This is a genomic window from Roseinatronobacter sp. NSM (assembly GCF_052379845.1).
GTDB lineage: Bacteria > Pseudomonadota > Alphaproteobacteria > Rhodobacterales > Rhodobacteraceae > Roseinatronobacter.
Window position 1 is genome coordinate 46,480 of the sequence record NZ_JBQTCF010000013.1, and the last position, 17,104, is coordinate 63,583.

Genomic DNA, 17,104 nt, shown 5'->3' on the forward strand with positions numbered 1-17,104 from the left:
TACAGTTACCGCCGGTGTCCCTGGTTCCCGCCGGGACGCCCACTGACCCCGCCTGAATTGGCGGGGTTTTTTTATGCGCTGGACCCGCTTCGCGCGCGGCCTATACTACGCGCGTGATATGATTCAACAGGGGGGCAGATGCGCGATTTCCAATATCCCGGCCGTTCGGCGGTCTATGCGGCCAATGGGCTTTGCGCCACCTCCCACCCGCTGGCGGCAAAAACAGCCGTCGATATTTTGCAAGCGGGCGGCAATGCCGTCGATGCCGCAATCGCAGCCGCCGTGCTGCTGGGCATATGCGAACCGCAAATGACCGGCATCGGGGGGGATTGTTTCGTGCTGCTCAAACCCGCTGGCGAGGATCGCATCGTTGCGCTCAACGGGTCAGGGCGTGCGCCCGGCGCCCAGAATGCCGCCGCCCTGCGCGCGCGCGGGCATGCCACAGTGCCGCTGTTTGGCGTGGATGCTGTAACCCTGCCGGGCGCGGTGGACGCCTTTTGCCGCCTGAATGCCGATTGGGGGCGCATGGCGCTGGCCGATATTCTGGCGCCTGCCATCCGCTATGCGCAAGACGGCGTGCCGGTCGCGCCGCGCACGGCCTTTGACTGGGGGCGCGCGCAAAACCTGCAAGGGCGCGCGCGCGATTATTTCCTGTCCGGCGGCCAGCCTTTGCGCGCGGGCCAAATGTTCCGCGCCCCCCAACAGGCCCATGCCTTGCAGCTGATCGCCCAACAGGGCCGCGCCGGGTTCTATGAGGGCGACGTGGCCCAGGACATCATCAACAGCCTGCGCGCCCTTGGGGGCAGCCACAGCCTCGATGATCTGGCCGCAACACGCTGCGAGTACACCGACCCCATTTCCAGCACCTATCACGGCGTCGAACTGGTCGAACATGCCCCCAACGGGCAAGGGGCCACCGCGAACCTGATCCTGAACATCCTGTCGCATTTCGATATCGCGGGCCTTGACCCCTTGGGCGCCCCGCGCGCCCATCTGGAAGCCGAGGCCACGAAACTGGCCTATGACGCGCGCAACCGCATCCTTGCCGATCCTGACCATACCTCCCGGCTGGCCCATATGCTGGCCCCCGAAACCGCTGCCGCACTGGCCGCGCTGATTGCACCCGACCGCATCATCGCAGACCCCGCCCCCATAAGCGAAGCCATCCACCGCGATACGGTCTATCTGACCGTGGTGGACAGCGACCGCATGGCCGTATCGCTGATCTATTCGATCTTCCATCCCTTCGGGTCGGGGCTGGCGTCCGAAAAATTCGGCATCCTGTTCCAGAACCGCGGCGCGGGCTTCACGCTGCAGGCAGGCCACCCCAATGAATTGCAGGGCGGCAAACGGCCCATGCACACCATCATCCCCGGCATGCTGCGCGAAAACGGGCGCGTCACGCTGCCCTTCGGGGTCATGGGGGGCGCATACCAGCCTGTGGGCCATGCGCGACTGGTCTCAAACCTCACCGATTTCGCAATGGATTTGCAAAGCGCCATCGACGCCCCCCGCGCTTTTGCCGAAAACGGCACCCTCGCACTGGAACGCCCCTATCCCGAAACAACCCTGCGCGCGCTTGCCGAGATTGGCCATACCGTCACCTATTCCGACAGCCCCATCGGCGGCGCACAGGCCATCCGCCTGACCAGCGATGGTATTCTGGTGGGCGCATCAGACCCGCGCAAGGACGGCTGCGCCATCGGCTATTGATCCGCTCCAGAACCGCCCGCCGGTATCAGGCCGTTTGGCCAACTTCATCTTGCCCCAAATACTCAAACACGGAACCCCCTGCCCAACGGGCAGGGGGTGACATGTAAACTTGCGGCGCAGCCGCTCACTCGGGTCAAAATTGGCAGGTCAAGTCTGGCAGGTCAAACCAGATCACCCCGCCAGCTGGTCCCAGCACTCCAGCGCCTTGGCCGCATACATCACCGCAGGGCCGCCGCCCATCTGGATGCACATGCCCAGCACATCGGCCAGCTCCTCGCGGGTGGCGCCCGCCTTGATCAGCGCTTCCACATGAAAGGCGATGCACGGCTCACAGCGCACCGCGACCGCAATGCCAAGCGCCACGAATTCCTTTTCCTTCACCCCCAGAACCCCGCTGGTCTTGGCGGCCAGTGACAGCGCGCCGAATCCCTTCATTGTGTCGGGAATGGCCTTGGCCAGTGTGCGGGATTTATCGCGCGTTTCGGCAATAAAAGCGGGGTAGTCCATGTGGCACCTCATATATCGTCTTGCGAATATGCGGTGCCAGATATGTCGCCCCATGGCATTGATGCAAATCAAGCCACAGCTGCGTCGGCGGTCAAATCCTGAAAAACGGCTGTGCCAGACGCGGCAGCAGCGCGCGGAACTTCAACGGGGCATCCGTGGCCGCCAGACAGATGCAATCTGCCCCCATTTCGGCAATGGGCGTATGTTCCATCTCCTCATCGGCGATTTCGATATCTCCGCGCGCGAAACGGTCACTTTCATCGACAAAGGCGCCTTGCAGAACAAGCGTCAATTCCAGCCCACGATGGCCATGATCGGGCACGGCGGTTCCTGCAGGGATGTGCAGCAACCGCGCGCTGGCATGGCGCGAGGTTGGCAAGATTGCCTGCCGCACCCCGCCCCCGATCGCGCGCCATTGCACCGCCTCCAGGCCGCCGCCGGTATAGCGCAGCAAGGGGCCGGGCAGCACAGGGTCGCGCATGTATTGGCCAACAGGGCTGTCTTCGGGGTCGTCTGCGGCTGTCTTGGCCTTGATCTTGCGCAATGTGGCCGACAGCGCATCCGAGGACATGGCCACAGGGGCCACGCGTTGGTCCAGAACCGCCCCGCCCACAGCGTCAAACCCTGCCATCCGCGCGCGGCAGTCGTCGCATAGCGAAATATGTGTGGCAACAACAAGGTTGAACGCCTCTGGCAGGGTGCCTGCGCAATAGGCCATCAGCAATTTGTCGCTTATATGGTGCTTGATCATTGTCGTGCCGTCTCTTTTCTCAGTTCATGGAATGGCGCAGCCGTTCCAGTGCCAATCTGATGCGGGATTTGATCGTGCCAAGGGGCAATCCGGTTTCATCTGCAATTTCATTATGCGTCAGGTCGCCGAAATAGGCACTTTCGATCATCTTCCGTTGCTTTTCGGGCAAGGCATTCATGGCCTGTGCCAGTTTTTCCGTTTCCTGCTGCAGCGCCAGCGCGTCCACCTGATCGGGTTCGGCCTCCGGCCCCCATGGCAGGTCTTCGGGGTCGGGCCTGCGGTCGCGGCGCAACATGTCTATGCGCCGGTTGCGCGCGATGGTGTAAATCCACGTTGCCGCGCTGGCGCGGGCGGGGTCGAACTGGGCGGCCTTGTGCCAGACCGTTGCCATGACATCTTGTGCGCATTCCTCTGCGCTGGTCGGGTCGGCGCCTGATTTCATCAAAAACGCCTTCACACGCGGCGCGAAATGTTCAAACAGCTTGGTGAACGCCTGCGCGTCTTGTTGGTTGGCCACGCGCATGACCAGCGCTGCCCAGACGGTTTTATCTGTATTGTCCAATCCTGCCTGTCCCGCCATCCTGCCCAATACCGCGTCTGTCGCACCCCCTGACCGGGGCGCGCGATGCGGTTGTGGCGTGGTTGTATCGTCACAGGTCTGATCAAACATGCCACGGTTACGGCTGCAAGGGGGAAGCGGATCAAAAAACCTGTAAGGAAGTAAGATGTTTTTTGCAGTGATCTGTCCATGCAGTCCTGACGTAAACATTCAAACGCAAATTTCTATCGGAGCGCGCCTGCATGCCATTCGAGATGTTAGACACACCTGCCCGCCGTATTGCCGTTGTCGGGGGGGGGATTTCGGGGCTTGCGGCGGCCTATCTGCTGGCGCAGCGCCACCGCGTCACCTTGTATGAGGCCGCGCCGCGCCTTGGGGGGCATGCGCGCACTGTGCTTGCGGGCAAGCAGGGCCAACAGCCGGTGGATACGGGTTTTATTGTGTTCAATTACACGAATTACCCGCATATGACGGCCATGTTTGACCGGCTGGATGTGCCCGTCGCCCCCTCGAACATGAGTTTCGGGGTGTCGTTTGACGCAGGGCGGTTCGAATACAGTCTGTCTGGCATGGACGAAGTGTTTGCAACCCGCCGCAACATCGCGGATCCGCGCTATTGGCGCATGGTGCGCGACATTTTGCATTTCAACAAACACGCGCCCCGCGTTGCGGCAGCGGACCCCAGCCTGAGTATCGGGGGGCTGCTGGCGCGTTTGGGCACAGGGGCTTGGTTTCGTGACAGGTATCTTTTGCCCTTTTCTGGCGCGATCTGGTCCACCCCCACGCGCAAGATTCTGGACTTTCCCGCGCAGGCCATGATGACGTTTTTCAGCAATCATGCCTTGCTGGGCTATGACGGGCAGCACCAGTGGTATACCGTCAAGGGCGGGTCCATCGAATATGTCCGCCGCCTTGGCGACCATCTGGAACGTGTGGGGGTGCGCCTGCGCCCTTCAACCCCTGTGCAATCAGTGACGCGCGGCCCGCTTGAGGTGCAGCTGAAGGCGCAGGGTCTGGACCCCGAAGCATTTGACGAGGTGATCTTTGCCACCCATTCCGACATCACGCAGCGCTTGTTGGCGGACCCGTCCCCGCAGGAAACTGCAGCCCTTGGCGCGGTGCGCTACCAGACCAATGACGCAATCCTGCATTGCGACCCCGATGTGATGCCAAAGCGGCGCAAATGCTGGTCAAGTTGGGTCTATACCGAACGCGGCCCAGCGGACCGCGACCGCATTTCGCTAAGCTACTGGATGAACTCCCTGCAACCCATCCCCCATGATGACCCCATGTTCGTGACCCTGAACGCCAACCACCCCGTCCGCGAGGAGTGTATTTACGACACTTACAGCTTCGATCACCCTGTCTATGATGCGGGCGCATTGCAGGCGCAGGCTGATATTCGCGCGTTCAACGGCACCAACCGCACATGGTTTTGCGGCGCATGGATGCGCAATGGCTTTCACGAAGACGGCTTTGCCAGCGCAGTGGATGTGGTGCGCGCCATGAACGACACCGCCCAGCAAGTGGCCGCGCAATGACCGGGATTGACCATATCGCGGGGCGCACCTTTCACGGGCGGCGCGGGGCGGTGGACAACCGGTTCACCTATGGCGTGGATTATGTGCTGTTTGACGCGGAAAAACCGCTGCGCCTGCCGCGCCTTATGGTGCGCAACCGTGCCGGTCTGGTGTCGCTGCGCGACCGCGACCATGGCGGCGCACCGGGGCAGGGGGCGGGCGCGGCATGGGTGCGCCGCGTTCTGGCCGCACAGGGGCTGGCGGGGGTGACCGGCGGCGCGGTCCTGCTGCTGACGCAGCCGCGCATTCTGGGCCATCTGTTCAACCCCGTCAGTTTCTGGCTGTGCCATGACAGCGCGGGCGGTTTGCGCGCGGTGATTGCGGAAGTGAACAACACCTACGGGGACCGGCATTCCTATTTATGCGTGAAACCCGACCAATCCGTGATCCGCGCGCAAGATGAACTGGGCGCGCAGAAAATCTTTCACGTCTCACCGTTTCAGCCAGTGGCGGGGCGCTATGCCTTCAGGTTTGATATTGCGCCGGACAAGGTGAATATCCGCATTTCTTATTCCCAGAACGAGGACGCGCAAGGCGGCGGGCTGGTGGCCACGCTGGTGGGGCCGCGCACTGCGTTGACAAGCCGGCGCTTGCTGGGCGCCATGGTGCGCAGGCCCTTGGGGTCGCGCAGGGTGCTGGCGCTGATCCATTGGCAGGCCGCGCGCCTGTGGTGGCGCGGCGCACCCTTCCGCGCGCGCCCCGAACCCCCCAGTCAAGAGGTCAGCCAATGACCACCGCAACCACCAACACGCCCATAGCGCCGCCTGCCCTGTGGGGCTATGCGGTGTTTGGCGGGTTGCTGGCCATGGCGGGGCTGCCCATCTATATTCATGCGCCGAAATTCTATGTTGATGACTATGCCGTGTCGCTGGCGGCGTTGGGCACAGTGTTGTTTGTGCTGCGGGGCTTGGATTTCGTGCAGGACCCCGCCCTTGGCTGGCTGGCTGCGCGGCTGCGCCATGTGCGCGCGCAGGCCGTGGCGGTGGCCGGGGGGCTGATGGCGCTGGGGATGTTGGCGTTGTTTGCCATTCCGCCGCTATTTGCCCCGCTTTTATGGTTCGCGCTGGCACTGACGCTGGTGTTTTCGGCCTATTCGTTCCTGACCATCTGCTTTTATGCCACAGGCACGACGCGGGGCACGCAATTGGGCGCGGGCGGGCATGTGCGGCTGGCGGGCTGGCGCGAAACCGGGGCGCTTTTGGGGGTGTGCGTGGCTGCGGCCGCACCTGTTGCGCTGGCGGGGGTGCTGGCGCAGCCCTTCACGGGGTTCGCCGTGGGTTTTGCCCTTGTGGCGGGGCTGGCGCTTTGGGCCATGCGGGCCGAATGGGGGGCACTGGCCACCCCGCGCGAGACTGCTGCCCCCGCACTGCCCCTGCGCCATATTCTGGCCGATGCCACGGCGCGGCGGCTGTTGCTGATTGCGCTGGTCAATGCCTTGCCGGTGGCCATCACATCCACCCTGTTTTTGTTTTACGCCGAATCGGTCTTGCAGGCGGACGGGTGGGAAGGCGCGCTGTTGATCGTGCTGTTTTTGTCGGCGGCAGTGTCTGCGCCGCTATGGGCGCGGCTGGCGCGGCGTGTGGGGGCAAAACCGGCGCTGATGGCGGGCATGGGGCTGGCCGCGCTGAGTTTCGTGTTCGTGCTGGCGCTGGGTCCGGGGGATATTGCGCTGTTTGCCATCATTTGCGTGGTGTCGGGCGCGGGCATTGGCGCCGATCTGACCTTGCTGCCTGCGATATTTTCGCGCCGCATGGCCGAATTGTCGCCCGATGCATCGCAAGGGTTCGGGCTATGGGCGTTTGTGACCAAGGCCACACTGGCGCTGGCGGCGCTGATTGTGTTTCCCACACTGGACCTTGCAGGGTTCGAAGCGGGCAGCGCGAACCCCGACAGCGCCCTGCTGGCGCTTGTCGTGCTGTATGCCGCGTTCCCTTCGGTATTGAAATTTCTGGCGGTGGTGCTTCTGGCCCGCACGCCCCTGACGGAGAGCTGACATGACCACCTTGCTAAGTGTATTGACAGGCATGGCCCTGATGCTGGCGCTTGTTGCGCTTATGTCGCGTATGATGGGGTTTGGTGCGCAAAAGCCGTCGGATTATGCGACGCTGGAACCGCGCATGGACATTCGCCACCACCTGTCCGGCCCGCTGCGCTGTGAAGGCGTGATTTACGGCCCGCTGGGGCGCGTGACATCGCGCTTCACCGCCGATATGGACGGGCGCTGGGACGGCAACAGGGGCGTGTTGTCGGAACATTTCACCTATGACAGTGGCACCCGGCAGGACCGCGAATGGCGCCTGACACTGGGCAATGACGGCGCAATCAAAGCCGAGGCCGATGACCTGACCGGCATTGGCCAAGGCAAGCAGGATGGCGCGGCGGTCTGCCTGACCTATACCATCCGCCTGCCTGCCAGCGCGGGCGGGCACACGCTTCAGGTCACCGACTGGATGTATCTGGTCGATGACAAGACCATCATCAACCGCAGCCAGTTTCGCAAATTCGGCTTCAAGGTGGCCGAACTGGTCGCCACAATGCGCAAGCCTGACGCATGAGGGGGCTTGCAGGGAAAACCTATTGGATTGTCGGCGCCTCCGAAGGGTTGGGGCGCGCGCTGGCGCAGCAAATGTCACAGGCCGGGTGCACGCTGGTTCTGTCGGCGCGCACGGCAGACAAGCTGCAGGCGCTGGCCGCCGAATTGCCCAATCCCGCGCGCGTGCTGGCCTGCGATGTGGCCGACAGGGCGTCGGTGCTGGCGGCGGCGCGCGCGGCGGGGCCAGTGGATGGGCTGGTGTGGATGGCGGGTGTCTACTGGCCGTTTTCCGCACGCAAATGGGACGCTGAAAAGGCCGAAACCATGTTTGACGTGAACCTGACAGGGGCCGCGCGTGTGCTGGGGCAGGTGGTGCCGCAGATGGTGGCGCGCCAGCAGGGCCATATTGTGATTGTGGGGTCATTGTCGGGCTATCGTGGCTTGCCGGGGTCCATCGGCTACAGTTCCAGCAAGGCAGGCGTGATGCATCTGGCGGAATCAATGCATGCCGATTTGCGCGGCACGGGCGTGGATGTGCAACTGGCCAATCCCGGTTTCATCCGCACACGGTTGACCGACAAGAACGACTTTGCCATGCCGTTCTTGATGGAACCCGACAGGGCAGCGGCCGAAGTTATGGCGCTGATGCGCGGGTATAAATTCCAGCGCGCCTTTCCGCGCGTGTTCTCATGGCTGTTTCGCGGTGCGAATTTCCTGCCGGACTGGGCCTATTACCGGCTGTTTGGCGGCAAATCCGGCTAGACGTGCTGCGTAGGCCCTAAACCGGGGTGTTCGGCCTGACAGCGGTTCGGAAAATGTCGGGCCAGCGGCGGCCCGCATGACGCCCCTTTGGGGCGGGCGCAGTCACCTGCGCAGCGCAGCGCTGCAGCCCGTTGCGCGGGAAAACACGCAAATTCTTGGGGTTAGGGTGGGGCTAGGGCATGCGGCGCGCATGCCCATGACCGCGCGCACAGGCGACTGGGCGGGTGTTTTCGCACGACACGGCATAGCGCCCCTGTTGATGCCCCCCCGTTCTGGCCCCGTTCAGGCCCCCTACAGGCAGCGCACGCGCCCTTAGCCAAGTTCACAGCTTTATGCCCTAAGGTGGGTTTTCGTGTTTGGCGGGGTCCGGTGGGCGGGGGGCGTTGCAACAGGCGCGGTCCGTCCCCGTGCAGGGGCCACAGAAACAGGCAAAACCTTATGATCAAAGACACGCAGCCCGGCACGCGGGCCGATGGGGGGCCGACACCTGAAAACATGGTGTCCTATTCCGAGCAGTTGCTGAACCATTCCATCGCGCGGCTGACGCGCATTCTTGAAACCTATGACGATATGCCCGCTGCGCTGGCTGGCAAGGAACTGGCCGAGGAGTTCCGCAGCCTGCGCAAGGCGTTGGAGATTGCTTATCATGAACGTGCCAATATCCAGAAACTCAAGGGCGGCGAAGATGCCCGCGCCGCCAGTCTTGACCTTGGGGCCGCAAGGGATGAAATCGCCCGCAGACTGGCTTGCCTGCGCGCCGCCGCAAACTGTGGCGGAATTTCTGGACAGCCTGAGTGATGATGCGCTGGCAGCCCTGCCATGGCTGTTCGAATTCTGGGCCGCGCCCCACCAGTTGCCCCCCTCGGGCGACTGGCGCACATGGGTGTGTATGGGTGGGCGCGGGGCGGGCAAAACGCGCGCGGGCGCCGAATGGGTGCGCGCGCAGGTCGAAGGGGCGCGCCCGCTGGATGCGGGTGTGGCGCGGCGCGTGGCGCTGGTGGGCGAAACCTATGATCAGGCGCGCGATGTGATGGTGTTTGGCGACAGCGGCATCATGGCCTGTTCCCCCGCTGACCGCCTGCCCCATTGGGAAGCGACCAAGCGCCGGCTGGTCTGGCCCAATGGCGCGGTTGCGCAATGCTTCAGCGCGTCCGACCCGCAGGCGCTGCGTGGCCCGCAATTTGACGCGGCATGGTGTGACGAACTGGCCAAATGGCCCAAGGCCGAAGACGCCTGGGACATGTTGCAATTCGCCCTGCGCCTTGGCCCCCATCCGCGCCAGCTGGTCACCACCACCCCGCGCAATCAGGCCACGCTGAAGGGTATTTTGCGCGCGCCCTCCACAGTGCTGACCCATGCCGCCACCGAAGCAAACCGCGCCTGGCTGGCCCCGTCATTCCTGGAAGAAATCCGCCACCGCTACCGTGGCACGCGGCTGGAACGGCAGGAACTGGACGGGCAGTTGCTGGAAGATGCGGCAGGCACGCTATGGCCCCAAGCGCTGCTGGAAGGGGCGCGGGTGGGGCAGGTGCCCCAGCTTTCGCGCGTGGTGGTTGCCGTCGACCCCGCGGTCAGCGCGCATGCGGGGTCTGACCTGTGCGGGATCGTGGTTGTGGGGGCTGTGACCGAAGGGCCGCCCGCAGACTGGCGCGCCTATGTGCTGGAAGATGCCAGCCTGCGCGCCACATCGCCCAGCCAATGGGCGCGCGCGGCCATTGACGCGCTGCACCGCCATGGTGGCGACCGCATCGTGGCCGAGGTCAACCAGGGCGGCAATCTGGTGGCCGAAGTGCTGCGCCAGATTGACCCGCTGGTGCCGTTTCGCGCGGTGCATGCCAGCCGTGGAAAGGTGCTGCGCGCAGAACCTGTGGCGGCGCTTTATGAACAGGGGCGGGTGTTTCACACAGCCCCCCTTGGCCCGCTGGAGGACCAGATGGCGCAGATGACCGCGCAGGGCTTTGCAGGCACCGGCAGCCCCGACCGCGTGGATGCGCTGGTCTGGGCGCTGCATGATCTGGTGCTGGCCCCTGCCGCGCGCTGGTCGCGGCCAAAGGTGCGCACGCTGTGATAAGCGGGGGTTCATTCCGTTGCGCTAGGGTGGTTGCAGACAGTCCGAAACGGGGCAGGGGCGGGCCAGCGGTCTGACGTGGTGCCCGCCCGCCGCCGCCGCATTTGAGTATTTTGGGCAAGATGAAGGGGCCAAGGAATGGAGCATATCCGAGATGTTTGATATCTTTCGTAAAACACAACCACCCGAGAGTGGCGCGGGCGATCTGGCGCAGAGCAAGGCATCTGCTGTGGGGCCGCTGACGGCAGGGCGCATCGGGGCGCGAACGGCCAGTCTTGGGGGGACAGGCAGCGGGGCTGCGCCCATTGGCCTGCGCGATGGTGTGTCGCTGGCGCGGGCGGGGTTTGTGGGCAACCCGATCGGGTTTCGGGCTGTGCGCCTGATTTCGGAAGCGGCCAGCGCGTTGCCGCTGGTGGTGCAGGACAGTGCGCGGCGCTATGATGTGCATCCGCTGCTGGACCTGATCACCCGCCCCAACCCCGTGCAGGGGCGCGCCGAGTTTTTTGAGGCGCTTTATGCGCAGCTGCTGCTGTCGGGCAATGCCTATGTCGAGGCGGTGACCGGCGCTGAGGGCGGGGTGCAGGAATTGCATGTCCTGCGATCGGACCGCATCAGCGTTGTGCCCGGTGCCGATGGCTGGCCCATTGCGTGGGAGTATACTGTGGGCGCGAAAAAGCACCGCTTTAATATGCGCGACGGGCTGGCGCCCATTTGCCATATCCGGTCTTTTCATCCGCATGATGACCATTACGGCCTGTCGCCCCTGACGGCTGCGGCGCGCGCGGTTGAGGTGCATAATGCCGCGTCGAACTGGTCCAAGGCGCTGTTGGACAATGCGGCGCGCCCGTCCGGGGCGATCATCTATCGTGGGCCGGACGGGCAGGGCAGCATGAGTGCCGAGCAGTTCGACCGCCTGCAATCGGAGATTGAAACCAACCATCAGGGCGCGCGCAATGCTGGCCGGCCCATGTTGCTGGAAGGGGGGCTGGACTGGAAGCCCATGGGCTTTTCGCCGTCCGACATGGAATTTCACCGCACCAAGGAAGCGGCGGCGCGTGAAATTGCCATTGCCTTCGGGGTGCCGCCCATGTTGCTGGGTATTCCGGGCGATGCGACCTATGCCAATTATCAGGAGGCCAACCGCGCCTTTTACCGCCTGACCGTCCTGCCCATGGCGCAGCGTGTGGCGGCATCGGTGGCGCATTGGTTGTCGGGCTTTGTGCCCGGTGCGGTGGTGCTGAAGCCCGATCTGGACCAGGTGCCCGCATTGGCGGAAGAGCGCGAACAGCAATGGCGCCGCATCGGGCAGGCCAGCTTTCTGGATGATGCTGAAAAACGCGCCCTTCTGGGCCTGCCTGCCCGTGTCGAGGGGGCATGAGTGCGCGCCGTCAAACAAGCGGGTCGCGCTACCTGTATGACAGTTTTGAAGCGGCGCAGGCGCGCATTGACGCACAGGAGCGCGTGTTCGAGGTGCGCAAGGAAGCGCTGGAATTTCGCATGACGCGGCTGGAAAGCGCGGTCGAGCGGCTGGAGCGGCGCTTGTGGCTGGCGGTCTATGCTGTGGCTGCAGGGGTGTTGCTGCATGGCGCGCTGGCGCTGCTGGCCGCCACCCAATGAAAGGGGACAATATGGAATACAAGTTCTGCAAACCCGATGCCGGTCTGGTCCTGAGTGAGGGGCACTGCATTTCGGGCTATGCCAGTGTGTTTGGCCTGCGTGACACGGGCGGGGATACTGTCCAGCCCGGGGCATATGGCGCATCCCTGCAACGGCTGGCGGCACGCGGCGACAAGGTGCGCATGTTGTGGCAACATGACCCCGCCCAGCCCATCGGTATTTGGGAGGAGGTGGTTGAAGATGCCCGTGGCCTGTTCGTCAAGGGCCGTCTGCTGCCCGATGTGGCGCGCGCGCGCGAAGCGCTGGCGCTGGTGCAGGCCGGCGCGCTGGACGGGTTGTCCATTGGCTACCGCACGGTGCGCGCGCAGGCGCTGGCCACGGGCGGGCGCAGTTTGATTGAACTGGAATTGTGGGAAGTCAGCCTTGTGACCTTTCCCATGCAGACACAGGCACGCATCAGCGCGAAATCCGGTCTGATGGCCGATCTGGCCATGGCCACAGCCCGCCTGCGCGAGGCGCGCGCCGCTGTTGCGCGCCTGTAGGGGCTGCGCACGCACGCTTCACCGGATCTTGGGCTTGGTGCGCTACAAAAGCCCCTGATCGCAACATCGTTCCATTTTTTTGCAGGAGAGCGACATGACCAACCCCGCGCCACCGGCTGCGGGCCGGACCGCCACACCCGTGCCGGACGCCCCCGAACTGAAAACCGCCTTGCACGATTTCACCACCGAATTCGGCGGTTTTCAGGCCGAAATCATCCGTAAGTTCCAACAACATGAAGAGCGACTGACCATGCTGGACCGCAAAACTGCCCTTTCCCCCGCCCGCCCCGCCCTTAGCGGCGCTGATGCAGGCGCAACGCTGCACCACAAGGCGTTTGACGCCTATTTGCGTTCGGGCGATGACAGCCCCATGCGCGGGCTGGAGCTGGACACCAAGGGCCTGAACACGCAGATCGCCGCAGATGGCGGCTATCTGGTGGACCCTGAAACCGCGCAGGCCATTCGTGGCGTGCTGCATGCGACGGCGTCCATCCGCGCGATTGCATCTGTGGTGACAGTGGAATCGACATCCTTTGATGTGCTGGTGGACCACACGGATGTGTCCACCGGCTGGGCGACCGAGGCCCTGGCCACTGCTGAATCCGACACCCCGAAAATTGACCGCATCCCCATTCGCCTGCATGAATTGTCGGCCATGCCCAAGGCCAGCCAGCGCCTGCTCGATGACAGCGCCTTTGACATTGAAGGGTGGCTGGCCGCGCGCATTGCATCGAAATTCGCGCGTGCGGAAGCGGCGGCCTTCATCAGCGGGGACGGCGTGGACAAGCCGCGCGGGTTCCTGACGCATACCGACATTCCTGATGAAATCTGGGAATGGGGCAATCTGGGCTATATTGCGACGGGCGCGGCGGGCGATTTTGCCAGCACCAATGCCGCTGATGCGATTGTCGATCTGGTCTATGCGCTGGGCGCCAGCTACCGCGCGAATGCCGTGTTTGTGATGAATTCCAAAACCGCAGGCGCCGTGCGCAAGATGAAAGATGCCGACGGGCGTTTCTTGTGGTCGGACGGGCTGGCGGCGGGGGAACCGGCGCGCCTGATGGGCTATCCGGTGCTGGTGGCCGAGGACATGCCCGACATTGCCAACAACGCCTGTGCGATTGCCTTTGGCGATTTCGAGGCCGGCTATACCATTGCCGAACGCCCCGACATGCGCGTGTTGCGCGACCCGTTCAGCGCGAAACCGCATGTGCTGTTCTATGCCACCAAGCGCGTGGGCGGCGATGTGTCCGATTTCAAGGCCATCAAGTTGCTGAAATTCGCCCTGAGCTAAGTTCGTTGCGGGCTGCGCGGCCCTGATCGCGCAGTCCTGCCCCCATCCCGCCGCGCCATATTGGCGCATAGGCGGGCAGGGGGTGCGCGGTGGCGGGCCTTGCCTGTCCGGTGTCCCATCTTGCGCCCCTGCATGTGCAGGCAGGCCGCACCGCGTGCCCCCGTTTCCCCTTTTTGACCCCTGCGCAAAGGCTGCTGTCATGGACCTGCAAGCAACAAGCCCCATCCCCCCTTCTGTGCTGCCTGTGGCGGCGTTTCGGGATCATCTGCGCCTGTCTTCGGGATTTGCCGATGGTGTGACCGAAGATGCGCTTCTGGAACAGTATCTGCGCGCCGCGCTGGACAGTATCGAAAGGCGCGTGTCGCGCGCGCTGTTCTTGCGCAGCTACATGCTGCGCCTGACATGCTGGCGCGATGACTATGCGCAAACCCTGCCGCGCGCCCCAGTGGTGCAGGTGACTGCGCTGAGTTTGCGCGACCGTCTGGGCGCGCAAACCCTTGTGCCTGCGGACCGCTACATTCTGCAAGCCGACGGGGCACGCCCGCGCATTGTTGCCGCTGGGGCCGCCTTGCCTGCGATTCCGTTGCGCGGAACGGTGGAAATTGCGTTTACGGCGGGGTTTGGCGCGGCATGGGATGATATTCCCGCTGATCTGCGCCAGGCGGTGCTGTTGCTGGCCGCGCAATATTATGAACACCGCGACAGTGGCGGCGCGCCGGATATGGATTTTGGCGTTGCGGCCCTGCTGGAACGCTGGCGCGACATACGCATGGGGGGGCGGGCATGAGGGCGCGCATCCCCCAACTGACCCGCGCGCTGGTGCTGGAATCGCCTGTGACCGTGCCTGATGGCGCGGGCGGGTTTTCCACCACATGGCAGGCGCTTGGCACGCTATGGGCCGAAATCCGTGCAGGTAACGGGCGTGAACGTCTGGCCACGCTTGGCCCGTTGGGCGAAGTGCGCTTGCGCATCACGCTGCGCGCGGCCCCCCAGGGGTCCGACCGCCGCCCCCGCCCCGACCAGCGCCTGCGCGACGGCGCGCGCATCTTCCGCATTCTGGCCGTGGCGGAAGCGGACGCGCAAGGCCGCTACCTGATCTGCACCGCCCTGGAGGAGGCCCCCGCATGAGCTATGCCATGGCACCCGCGCTGCAAGCCGCGATTTTCCAGCATCTGGCCAATGACGCGCCCCTGCAGGCGGCGTTGCAGGGCGCAATCTATGACGCCATCCCGCCTGCCACACCGCCTGCAACCTATGCGCTGATCGGCACCGAAGATGCGGTGGACCGGTCCGACAAAACGGGCGCGGCGGCAGAACACCGCCTGACCATTGCCGTGGTGACCAACGCCACCGGGTTTCTGGCCGCGAAGGATATTGCCGCGCGCATTTGCGATGTGCTGGACACGCCCCCCCTGCCTGCGCTGGCGCGCGGGCGGCTGGTGGGGCTGTGGTTTGACCGCGCGCAGGCCCGCAAGCTGGAAGGCAACCAGACCCGCCGCATCGACCTGCGCTTTCGCGCGCGGGTCGAAGACAACACCTGATTTTCCAATTCCCCGGAGGTATCGCCATGGGCGCACAAAACGGCAAGGACCTGTTGATCAAGGTCGACATGACTGGTGATGGCCAGTTTGAAACAATGGCAGGGCTGCGCGCCACGCGCGTGTCCTTCAATGCCGAAACAATTGATGTCACATCGCTGTCATCGCAAGGGGGGTGGCGCGAATTGCTGGGGGGCGCTGGCGCGAAATCGGCCAGCATTTCGGGGGCGGGGGTGTTCCGCGATGCGGGCACGGATGAGCGCGCGCGCGCCATCTTCTTCAATGGCGAAACGCCTGATTTTCAGGTCATCATCCCTGATTTCGGGGTCATTGAAGGGCCGTTCATGATTACCGGCCTTGATTACGCCGGCAGCCATAACGGCGAGGCCACATTTGAAGTGTCGCTGTCCTCGGCGGGGCGGCTTGTGTTTGTGGCGGCGTGATCATGGCCAATCCCTTTGCAGGCGAGGTCACACTGACCATTGACGGGCGCGCGCATGTGCTGCGCCTGACGCTTGGCGCGCTGGCGGAACTGGAAACCGCCATGGGCACTGACAGCATTCTGGCGCTGGTCGAACGGTTCGAAGGCGGGCAGTTTTCCAGCCGCGATGTTCTGGCGCTGGTGGTGGCGGGGCTGCGCGGGGGCGGCTGGCAAGGCAGCGCCGCTGATCTGGTCAGCGCTGATATTGACGGCGGCTTGCAGGGGGCTGCGCGCGTGGCCGCCAGCCTGCTGGCCCATGCTTTCACGCCCCCGCCCCCATGAACAGCCCCCCGCCCCCCTTTGACTGGCCCGCGCTGATGCGCCTTGGCCTGCACCGGTTGCGCCTGCACCCGCGCGATTTCTGGGCGCTGACCCCGGTGGAATTGATGATCATGCTGGGGCTGGACAGCGCCCCTGCGCCACTGACGCGCGCCCGGCTGGAAGATCTGGCCGCGCGCTATCCTGACCAGGTGAAAGGGCCGCAATCATGAACCGCATGTCCGAATTTGAAACCCAGATTGACGCGCTTGAATCCCGCCTTGGGCAATCTGCCGGGCTGGTCGCGGATTTTGACGCCGAACTGGCGCAGCTGGGCCGCAGCCTGACATTTACAGGGCGCGAAGTGGACAGCCTGTCGCGCAATTTCGGGTCTGGTCTGCGCCGGGCCTTTGACGGGGTGGTGTTTGACGGGATGCGCTTGCAGGACGCGCTGCGCGGTGTGGCGCAAAGCATGTCGCAATCGGTCTATAATACCGCCATGCGCCCGGTGCAAAACGCCTTCGGGTCCGCGCTGGCCCAAGGGGTGGCGGGGATGATGGGGTCGGTCATGCCCTTTGCGGCAGGGGGCGCGTTCAGTGCGGGCCGCGTCATGCCCTTCGCCAAGGGGGGTGTGGTCTCTCAGGCTACGGCCTTTCCCATGCGCGGGGGGGCCACAGGGCTGATGGGCGAGGCCGGACCAGAAGCCATCATGCCGCTGTCGCGTGGCCCTGACGGGCGTTTGGGTGTGCGTGCGGCAGGGGGCGGCGGGGGCGCAATGAATGTGACCATCAATGTCTCCACCCCCGATGTGGCAGGGTTTGACCGCAGCCAGACCCAGATTGCCGCGCAAATGCAGCGCCTGCTGGCCCAGGGCCAGCGCAACCGCTGACACCAGACAAAA

Annotated in this window: 22 protein-coding genes; 19 read left to right on the forward strand and 3 right to left on the reverse strand. The window is 64.3% G+C overall.

Annotated elements, in window-relative coordinates; all coding sequences use genetic code 11:
• Positions 1–138: 138 nt before the first annotated feature.
• The gene (locus ACTZWY_RS08970) at positions 139–1,713 is read left to right on the forward strand and encodes a gamma-glutamyltransferase family protein (protein ID WP_444790356.1); all 1,575 of its coding nucleotides are present in this window, start codon (positions 139–141) and stop codon (positions 1,711–1,713) included.
• A 171-nt stretch (positions 1,714–1,884) separates the two neighbouring features.
• Here ACTZWY_RS08970 and ACTZWY_RS08975 read toward each other — a convergent pair whose 3' ends face one another.
• The 3 genes from ACTZWY_RS08975 to ACTZWY_RS08985 form a co-directional block, all read right to left on the reverse strand.
• Positions 1,885–2,220 carry a carboxymuconolactone decarboxylase family protein gene (locus ACTZWY_RS08975; RefSeq protein WP_444790357.1) on the reverse strand — a complete coding sequence of 112 codons (336 nt, stop codon included), beginning with the start codon at positions 2,218–2,220 and terminating at the stop codon, positions 1,885–1,887.
• Between the two features lie 91 nt (positions 2,221–2,311).
• Positions 2,312–2,971 (reverse strand): ChrR family anti-sigma-E factor, encoded by a 660-nt coding sequence (locus tag ACTZWY_RS08980; protein ID WP_444790358.1) that lies wholly within the window; start codon positions 2,969–2,971, stop codon positions 2,312–2,314.
• A gap of 19 nt (positions 2,972–2,990) precedes the next feature.
• Positions 2,991–3,494 (reverse strand): sigma-70 family RNA polymerase sigma factor, encoded by a 504-nt coding sequence (locus ACTZWY_RS08985; RefSeq protein ID WP_444790410.1) that lies wholly within the window; start codon positions 3,492–3,494, stop codon positions 2,991–2,993.
• Between the two features lie 278 nt (positions 3,495–3,772).
• Between ACTZWY_RS08985 and ACTZWY_RS08990 the strand changes: the two genes are divergently transcribed.
• The 18 genes from ACTZWY_RS08990 (at position 3,773) to ACTZWY_RS09075 (ending at position 17,092) form a co-directional block, all read left to right on the forward strand.
• A complete protein-coding gene (locus ACTZWY_RS08990; protein ID WP_444790359.1) occupies positions 3,773–5,071 on the forward strand; it encodes an NAD(P)/FAD-dependent oxidoreductase in 1,299 nt (432 codons plus the stop codon).
• Positions 5,068–5,841: a DUF1365 domain-containing protein gene (locus ACTZWY_RS08995; protein WP_444790360.1), complete on the forward strand. Its 774-nt coding sequence runs from the start codon at positions 5,068–5,070 to the stop codon at positions 5,839–5,841. The genes ACTZWY_RS08990 and ACTZWY_RS08995 overlap by 4 nt, the downstream gene beginning before the upstream one ends.
• Positions 5,838–7,103, forward strand: coding sequence for an MFS transporter (locus tag ACTZWY_RS09000; protein ID WP_444790361.1), 1,266 nt, complete (start codon positions 5,838–5,840; stop codon positions 7,101–7,103). The genes ACTZWY_RS08995 and ACTZWY_RS09000 overlap by 4 nt, the downstream gene beginning before the upstream one ends.
• 1 nt (position 7,104) lies before the next feature.
• The gene (locus tag ACTZWY_RS09005) at positions 7,105–7,665 is read left to right on the forward strand and encodes a DUF3833 domain-containing protein (protein ID WP_444790362.1); all 561 of its coding nucleotides are present in this window, start codon (positions 7,105–7,107) and stop codon (positions 7,663–7,665) included.
• Complete coding sequence (locus tag ACTZWY_RS09010; RefSeq protein WP_444790363.1) at positions 7,662–8,405, forward strand: SDR family NAD(P)-dependent oxidoreductase; 744 nt, start codon at positions 7,662–7,664, stop codon at positions 8,403–8,405. The genes ACTZWY_RS09005 and ACTZWY_RS09010 overlap by 4 nt, the downstream gene beginning before the upstream one ends.
• 438 nt (positions 8,406–8,843) lie before the next feature.
• Positions 8,844–9,203: a hypothetical protein gene (locus tag ACTZWY_RS09015; protein ID WP_444790364.1), complete on the forward strand. Its 360-nt coding sequence runs from the start codon at positions 8,844–8,846 to the stop codon at positions 9,201–9,203.
• Positions 9,130–10,473, forward strand: coding sequence for a DNA-packaging protein (locus tag ACTZWY_RS09020; RefSeq protein WP_444790365.1), 1,344 nt, complete (start codon positions 9,130–9,132; stop codon positions 10,471–10,473). The genes ACTZWY_RS09015 and ACTZWY_RS09020 overlap by 74 nt, the downstream gene beginning before the upstream one ends.
• Before the next feature lie 154 nt (positions 10,474–10,627).
• Complete coding sequence (locus ACTZWY_RS09025) at positions 10,628–11,851, forward strand: phage portal protein (RefSeq protein ID WP_444790366.1); 1,224 nt, start codon at positions 10,628–10,630, stop codon at positions 11,849–11,851.
• Positions 11,848–12,090, forward strand: a complete 243-nt coding sequence (locus ACTZWY_RS09030) for a GTA head formation protein, RCAP_rcc01685 family (RefSeq protein ID WP_444790367.1) — start codon at positions 11,848–11,850, stop codon at positions 12,088–12,090. The genes ACTZWY_RS09025 and ACTZWY_RS09030 overlap by 4 nt, the downstream gene beginning before the upstream one ends.
• Before the next feature lie 11 nt (positions 12,091–12,101).
• Positions 12,102–12,632, forward strand: coding sequence for an HK97 family phage prohead protease (locus ACTZWY_RS09035; RefSeq protein ID WP_444790368.1), 531 nt, complete (start codon positions 12,102–12,104; stop codon positions 12,630–12,632).
• A 94-nt stretch (positions 12,633–12,726) separates the two neighbouring features.
• Positions 12,727–13,926, forward strand: coding sequence for a phage major capsid protein (locus ACTZWY_RS09040; RefSeq protein ID WP_444790369.1), 1,200 nt, complete (start codon positions 12,727–12,729; stop codon positions 13,924–13,926).
• Between the two features lie 199 nt (positions 13,927–14,125).
• Complete coding sequence (locus ACTZWY_RS09045; RefSeq protein WP_444790370.1) at positions 14,126–14,713, forward strand: head-tail connector protein; 588 nt, start codon at positions 14,126–14,128, stop codon at positions 14,711–14,713.
• On the forward strand, positions 14,710–15,054 hold the full coding sequence (locus ACTZWY_RS09050; RefSeq protein ID WP_444790371.1) for a head-tail adaptor protein: 345 nt from the start codon (positions 14,710–14,712) through the stop codon (positions 15,052–15,054). Before ACTZWY_RS09045 ends, ACTZWY_RS09050 begins: the two co-directional genes overlap by 4 nt.
• Positions 15,051–15,467, forward strand: coding sequence for a DUF3168 domain-containing protein (locus ACTZWY_RS09055; RefSeq protein ID WP_444790372.1), 417 nt, complete (start codon positions 15,051–15,053; stop codon positions 15,465–15,467). Before ACTZWY_RS09050 ends, ACTZWY_RS09055 begins: the two co-directional genes overlap by 4 nt.
• Positions 15,468–15,493: 26 nt before the next feature.
• On the forward strand, positions 15,494–15,907 hold the full coding sequence (locus ACTZWY_RS09060; protein ID WP_444790373.1) for a phage major tail protein, TP901-1 family: 414 nt from the start codon (positions 15,494–15,496) through the stop codon (positions 15,905–15,907).
• Between the two features lie 2 nt (positions 15,908–15,909).
• Positions 15,910–16,227, forward strand: coding sequence for a gene transfer agent family protein (locus ACTZWY_RS09065; protein ID WP_444790374.1), 318 nt, complete (start codon positions 15,910–15,912; stop codon positions 16,225–16,227).
• Positions 16,224–16,436, forward strand: coding sequence for a rcc01693 family protein (locus ACTZWY_RS09070; RefSeq protein ID WP_444790375.1), 213 nt, complete (start codon positions 16,224–16,226; stop codon positions 16,434–16,436). The genes ACTZWY_RS09065 and ACTZWY_RS09070 overlap by 4 nt, the downstream gene beginning before the upstream one ends.
• The gene (locus tag ACTZWY_RS09075; protein WP_444790376.1) at positions 16,433–17,092 is read left to right on the forward strand and encodes a phage tail tape measure protein; all 660 of its coding nucleotides are present in this window, start codon (positions 16,433–16,435) and stop codon (positions 17,090–17,092) included. Before ACTZWY_RS09070 ends, ACTZWY_RS09075 begins: the two co-directional genes overlap by 4 nt.
• Positions 17,093–17,104: the final 12 nt, after the last annotated feature.